A 5,552-nucleotide genomic window follows, 5' to 3' on the forward strand; every position below is an offset into this window, starting at 1 on the left:
GGCGCCGGCGACCACGACAGCGGTGGTGTTCCTGGTCGACGGCGAGCGGCTGGCCCCGGTCCGGCGCCAGGTCCCGGCGCCGGCGACGCCCACCGCCGTGGTGGCCGCCCTGGCCGCCGGTCCGACCCCGGCGGAGGCGGCCGCCGGGCTGCGCAGCGCCCCGGTCACGGGGGCCGCCTTGGCGCAGGTGGCCGCCGGGACGGTCACGGTCCCCCTGGACCGGGACTTCGCCGCCGTCGGCCTCCACGAGCAGGTCCTGGCCCTGGCCCAGCTGGTCTACACCATCACCGAGCTGCCGGGGATCGGCGGCGTCCAGTTCAGCGTCGACGGCCAGCCGGCGGAGATCCCGACCGCCGACGGTCCCACCAAGACCGGCGCCGCCACCCGGGCCGACTTCGCCGCCGTCGGTCCGGCCGGCTAGCGTCCCGGGTCGGCTGTTGCGACCCGGTTGCGATTGGCGGGCGAGGACGTGAACGACCCGCCCTCGCCGTCCCGATCCGGCAACCATCATCCCACCTGGACTGGTTGCCGGAGCGTGCACACGTGGAAGTCGAGGATTGGATGCGCAGCTGGGACGAGCGGCGGGTCGGCTGGCGGGTCGTCGGGTCCTACTCGTCCTACCAGCAGGCCCAGCAGGCCGTCGACCAGCTGGCCGGCGCCCGGTTTCCGGTCCGCCGGCTCACGGTGGTGGCCCGCGGGCTGCGCCTGCTCGAGCCGCGCGGGGACCGGGCCGGCTACGGCTGGGCCGCCCTGCACGGGCTGCTGCTGGGGGCGCCGACCGCGGCCGTCCTCGGCGTCCTGGCCGCCGTGACCTTGCTCGACGAGCCTTTGGCCGCCGCGCTCACCTTCGCCGCCTGGGCCGCCTTGGCGGGTGCGCTGGCCGGCATGGCCATTGGCGCCGGGGTGGAGGCGCTGCGCGTCCCCAGACGGACCGGCCGCCACAGCGTGCTCCAGGCCGACCGCTACGACCTGGTGGCCGACGGCGAGGTGGCCGACCAGGCCTGCCGGCTGCTGGAGCGCCTGGGCCACGACGGCCAGGGCTCAGGCTGACGCCCGATCAGGGCGGCCCGGGCCGCTCAGCCGGCCCTGGAGTCGGAGGCGGCGCCTGCAGCTCGCCGCGCAGGCGCTGCACGGCCCGCCGCAGCAGGCGCGACACCGACATCTGGCAGCGACCGGTGACCTCGCCGATCTCCCGCTGGGTGCGCTCCTCGAAGTAGTAGAGCCAGACCACGGTCCGCTCGGGCTCGGGCAGTGCAGCCACCAGCTGGGGCAGCAGGATGAGGTCCTCGCGGTCGACCAGGGCGTCGTCGGCGAGCACGTCGGCCAGGGCCAGGTCGGGGCGGTGCTCCAGGGGCTCGTCGAGCGAGGTCTGGAGCCGGCTCCTGGCCGCCCCCATGGCCTCCAGGACCGCCTCCTCGTCCAAGTCGAGCGCCTCGGCCACGTCGGCCGCGGCGGGCGAGCGTCCCAGCTCGCCGGCGAGCTCGTCGGCCGCCCGGCAGACCCGCAGGGCCAGCTCCTTGGTCTGACGGGGCACCGCCACCCGCCAGGTGGTGTCGCGCAGGTGGCGCTTCAGCTCACCGACGACACAGGCCACGGCGTAGGGGACGAACCCGTCGGCGCGGTCCGGGTCGTAGCGGTCGATGGCGGTGAGCAGCCCGAGGCGGGCCGCCTGCCGCAGGTCCTCGCGGCTGGTGTTGCGGCTGCGCCGGAACCGCTCGGCCAGCCGGTCGGCCATGCCCAGATACGCCCGGAGGATCCGGTCGCGCACCTCCGGATCGCGGCCGGCGGCGTAGGCCCGCAGCCACTGCTCGACCAGCTGGCGGCCGGCGTGGTCGTCCGGCTTCAGGTCGGTGGGCTCGGGCCTGGCGAGGGAGAGCGTCATGGGGAGGCGGTCACGTCCTTTTGTCGGTCTCGGCGGGGGTTCGGCCCGACCGGCCGGTCGCGAAGGCGTGGACCGCGGTGGCGGCCAGCACGACCGCGGCGGCGAAGGCCCCGTTCCAGGTCGCCTGGCCGGGCTCGGAGTCGCGCACCAGCCAGCTGCCGTACCCCAGCAGCACCGGCGCCACCAGCAGCCAGATGCCGATGCCGGCCAGGACCGCGCCGGTCAGGGGCCGGCGGGCCGGGCGGGCGTGCTGCAGGACGGCCAGCACGATCACGGCCAGGCCGGCCAGGGCGTTGTGCCAGCTGGCCACCTGGAGCCGCGTGTAGCCGGCGAGAAACGGCGACGCGGCCAGCCAGGCGCCGGCGAGCAGCAACGCCCCGGTGGCGGTGAGCTCCAGCTTGGCGAGTGGGCGCTTCATGCCGGCGTCAGGGACTGGTGGCTTCGGTCTGGCAGGCGGTGGCCGCCCGCTGCAGGTCGGGCTGGACGTTCTGGAGCCGATCGATGGTCTGCTGCAGGCCGGTGGTGTCGAGCCGGCCGAGCTGCCGGAGGCCGGCGGTGACGGCGTCCAGCTGCTGCTGGGCCAGCCGGGCGGTCTCGGCGCAGGGGGCGGCCGCGGCACCGGCGGGCTCGCCGGCGGGGTCGGCGTCGGGCGCCGGCACGGTCACGGTCCGGGTGACGACCTGTGGGTCGTCGTTCAGGGAGTAGACGACGGCGCCGGTGATCAGCCCGCTCGCCAGCGCCCCGAGGAGGAACGCCACGATCAGGCCGGCCCAGGACCGGGGGATCATGGGCCCTCGTGGTTTCTGGTTACTTGGCTGTGCCGGCAGCCGCGGCTGGTCGGCGGCGTCCGGCGCCCGGGTCGGGTCGATTCTGGCCATGACTGGTCCTCCTTGTGGTACAGCGCTTCCCGTTTGTCTCAGACAGGGTGTTCCCGCCGTGACCAGGGCCAGCCGCGCCGTCACGGCCGTGGCAACCAACCGCAACACATCCGCAGCCTGCCGGGACGATTGACCGCGGCATCATGCGGTCAGCCTGAAGGCGTTGGTGTCACGCGCGGAGGTGGCCATGCGGTTGGAAGCCAGTCTGCTTCCCAAGCGGAGGACGACCCGTGTCCTGGACGTGCTGTTGACCTTGTGGGTGGCGTTGTGGATCGCGATCGGTGTGCTCGCCGGCGACGAGCTGCGCGAGCTGCGCAGCCTGAGCGAGACGGTGGTCGGCGCCGGGACCGCCCTCGACCAGACAGGGCGGGCGCTGGAGACCATCGGCGAGGTCCCGCTGGTCGGCGAGGGACCCGGCGAGCTGGGCCGGCGGGTCCGCGAGTCCGCCGCCGAGGTGCAGGCGGCCGGCCGCTCCAGCAGTGAGAGCATCCGCAGCCTGGGCCTGCTGCTCGGCCTAGCCATCGCCGTGATCCCGGCCACCCCGGTGCTCGGCTTCTACCTGCCGCTACGGCTGCGCCGGGCCCGGGAGGCGGGGGCGCTGGCCGAGCGCCTGGCCGCCGGTGGCCTCGACCCCGGCCTGGAGGAGCTGCTGGCCCGCCGGGCCATCCACACCCTCCCCTACCATGTGCTCCAGGCGGTCAGCGCCGACCCGGTGGCGGACCTGGAGGCCGGTCGGTTTGACCGGCTCGCCCGGGCGGAGCTGGGCCGGCTCGGTCTGGACGCACCGGCCGGCCGCAGCCGTCCCCGCGTCAACGCCTGAACCCATGGAGGGCGCATGAGCAGCCCCCATGCGCCCTCGGGACGCTGGGCCCGCCTGGCCAGGGTCCTGGTCCGGCTCCGCTATGTGATGGTGGCCGCCTGGATCGCGCTGGCGGTGTGGGCCACGGTGGCCCTGCCCAGTATCCAGCAGGCCGGCGGGGGCAGCTTCGGCGGCCTGGTCCCCGAGGACAACCCGGCCATCCAGGCCGAGATCGACTCGGTGCTGAAGTTCGGCTTCCCCATCCTGAGCCGGGTGGCGGTGGTCCAGCGCGACCCCGACGGCTTCTCCGCCCTCAAGCAGGCCGAGATCGTGAACCGTGCCGCCCGGCTGACCCAGCACGGCTACCCGGGGCTGGAGCGCATCGGCGGCGCCCTGCCGCTGATCAACACCGCCGGGGTCGTGCCGGGCTCGCGGGAGGCCAACACCACCGCCATCACCTTCTTGTTCTTCGACCCCCGGATGGGCTTCGCCGAGCAGACCGAGCTGGCCCGCCGGTTCGCCCGCACCCAAGTCAACGAGCCCGACGACCACCTGGTCGGGGTGACCGGGGCCATCCCCGGGCGGCTCGCCCAGGCCCGCACCATCGAGCGCAGCCTGCCCCTGATCGAGGCGGCCACCCTGGCCGTCATCGTGCTGATCGTCGGGCTCAACTACCGGGCCGTGGGCGCCCCGCTGGTCTGCCTGGTCGCGGCCGGGGTGGCCTACCTGGTGTCGGTGCGGGCGGTGGCCTGGCTGGGCGGGCTGATCGGGGTGGCCGTGCCCAGCGAGCTGGAGCCGCTGATGGTGGCGCTGCTGCTCGGCATCGTCACCGACTACGCCATCTTCTACCTGTCGGCCATGCAACACCGGCTGCGCGACGGCGACCGCCCCCTGGAGGCCGCGGCCCGGGCCACCGGCGAGGTCGGGCCGATCGTGGTCGCGGCCGGGCTGACCGTGGCCGCCGGCACCGCCGCCTTGCTCGCCGCCGAGCTGGAGCTGTTCCAGGCCTTCGGCCCCGGGATGGCCCTGACCATCCTGGTCGGCCTGGTCGTGGCCGTCACCCTGATCCCGGCCCTGCTGGCCATCGCCGGGGCGGCCGTGTTCTGGCCGAGCCGGCCCGGCCGGCCGGGCGACGACGGCCAGCCGGCCCGCCAGGCGGCCGCGGCCCGCCGGACCGGCCTCCAGGAGCGGGCGGTCCGCCGGATGCTCACCCCCAAGGTCGCCGTGCTGGTGGTCGCCGGCACCGTCGCCGTACTGGCGGTGGCGTCGCTGCCGCTGCGCGGCACCGACCTGGCCCTGACCATCGTCCGCTCGCTGCCCCAGGATTCCGAGGAGCAGCGGGCGGCCGCGGCCGCCGCCACAGGGTTCTCCCCCGGCATCCTCTCCCCCACCGTGGTGGTGGTCTCCCAGCCGGGCATCACCCGCCAGCGGGGCGACCTGGCTCGGTTCCAGGACCTGCTGGAGCGCCAGCCGGGCGTGGCCGCCGTGGTCGGCCCCCGCGAGCAGCTGACCCCGCTGGTGCTAGGGGCCGTGCTCTCCCGGGACGGCGACGCCGCCCGATACGTGCTCGTGCTGGACCAGGACCCGCTCGGCTCGACCGCCATCGACCAGGTCGGCGCCCTGCGCGAACAGGCCCCGGAGCTCCTGGACCAGGCCGGGCTGGAGGGCGCCACGGCCAGCTTCGCCGGCGACACCGCCCTGGCCGAGGCGATCGTCCGCCAGACCCGCAGCGACCTGGGCCGCATCGCCCTGGCGGCCGTGCTGGTCGACCTGCTGCTGCTGGTCATCTACCTGCGGGCCCTGGTCGCCCCCGTGTACCTGCTGGCCACCAGCGTGCTCGCCCTGGGCGCCTCCCTGGGGCTGACCATCCTGGTGTTCGAGGGCCTCCTCGGCCACGACGGGGTCACCTTCTACGTGCCCTTCGCGGCCGCGGTGCTGCTGGTCGCCCTCGGCTCCGACTACAACATCTTCGGGGTCGGGGCAATCTGGGAGG

7 protein-coding genes are annotated in these 5,552 nt (G+C 75.2%); 4 read left to right on the top strand and 3 right to left on the bottom strand.

Features of this window, described 5'->3' with window-relative positions:
* The coding region (locus VF468_06990) for a GerMN domain-containing protein (GenBank protein ID HEX5878051.1) at window positions 1-421 on the top strand (421 nt) is incomplete at its 5' end.
* A 140-nt stretch (window positions 422-561) separates the two neighbouring features.
* The gene (locus tag VF468_06995; GenBank protein HEX5878052.1) at window positions 562-1,050 is read left to right on the top strand and encodes a general stress protein; all 489 of its coding nucleotides are present in this window, start codon (window positions 562-564) and stop codon (window positions 1,048-1,050) included.
* 7 nt (window positions 1,051-1,057) lie between these two features.
* On the opposite strand, the gene VF468_07000 is transcribed toward VF468_06995, so the two are convergent.
* From VF468_07000 to VF468_07010, 3 genes are read right to left on the bottom strand one after another with little or no spacing between them, the layout of a single operon-like run.
* The gene (locus VF468_07000; protein ID HEX5878053.1) at window positions 1,058-1,882 is read right to left on the bottom strand and encodes a sigma-70 family RNA polymerase sigma factor; all 825 of its coding nucleotides are present in this window, start codon (window positions 1,880-1,882) and stop codon (window positions 1,058-1,060) included.
* Between the two features lie 10 nt (window positions 1,883-1,892).
* Window positions 1,893-2,300, bottom strand: a complete 408-nt coding sequence (locus tag VF468_07005; protein ID HEX5878054.1) for an SPW repeat protein — start codon at window positions 2,298-2,300, stop codon at window positions 1,893-1,895.
* Window positions 2,301-2,307: 7 nt separating this feature from the next.
* Window positions 2,308-2,760 (bottom strand): hypothetical protein, encoded by a 453-nt coding sequence (locus VF468_07010; protein HEX5878055.1) that lies wholly within the window; start codon window positions 2,758-2,760, stop codon window positions 2,308-2,310.
* 193 nt (window positions 2,761-2,953) lie between these two features.
* Between VF468_07010 and VF468_07015 the strand changes: the two genes are divergently transcribed.
* Together VF468_07015 and VF468_07020 are read left to right on the top strand one after the other, a co-directional pair.
* Complete coding sequence (locus tag VF468_07015) at window positions 2,954-3,580, top strand: hypothetical protein (GenBank protein HEX5878056.1); 627 nt, start codon at window positions 2,954-2,956, stop codon at window positions 3,578-3,580.
* Window positions 3,581-3,595: 15 nt separating this feature from the next.
* Window positions 3,596-5,552: MMPL family transporter (locus VF468_07020; GenBank protein ID HEX5878057.1), on the top strand; the 1,957-nt coding region annotated here is incomplete at its 3' end.

The sequence above is a fragment of the Actinomycetota bacterium genome (assembly GCA_036280995.1).
Classification (GTDB): Bacteria; Actinomycetota; CALGFH01; order CALGFH01; family CALGFH01; genus CALGFH01.

Bases quoted from the DNA above. Each gene is read 5' to 3' on its own strand.
- VF468_06995 (HEX5878052.1), top strand. From the start codon at position 562: ATGCGCAGCTGGGACGAGCGGCGGGTCGGCTGGCGGGTCGTCGGGTCC.
- VF468_07000 (HEX5878053.1), bottom strand. From the start codon at position 1,882: ATGACGCTCTCCCTCGCCAGGCCCGAGCCCACCGACCTGAAGCCGGAC.
- VF468_07005 (HEX5878054.1), bottom strand. From the start codon at position 2,300: ATGAAGCGCCCACTCGCCAAGCTGGAGCTCACCGCCACCGGGGCGTTG.
- VF468_07010 (HEX5878055.1), bottom strand. From the start codon at position 2,760: ATGGCCAGAATCGACCCGACCCGGGCGCCGGACGCCGCCGACCAGCCG.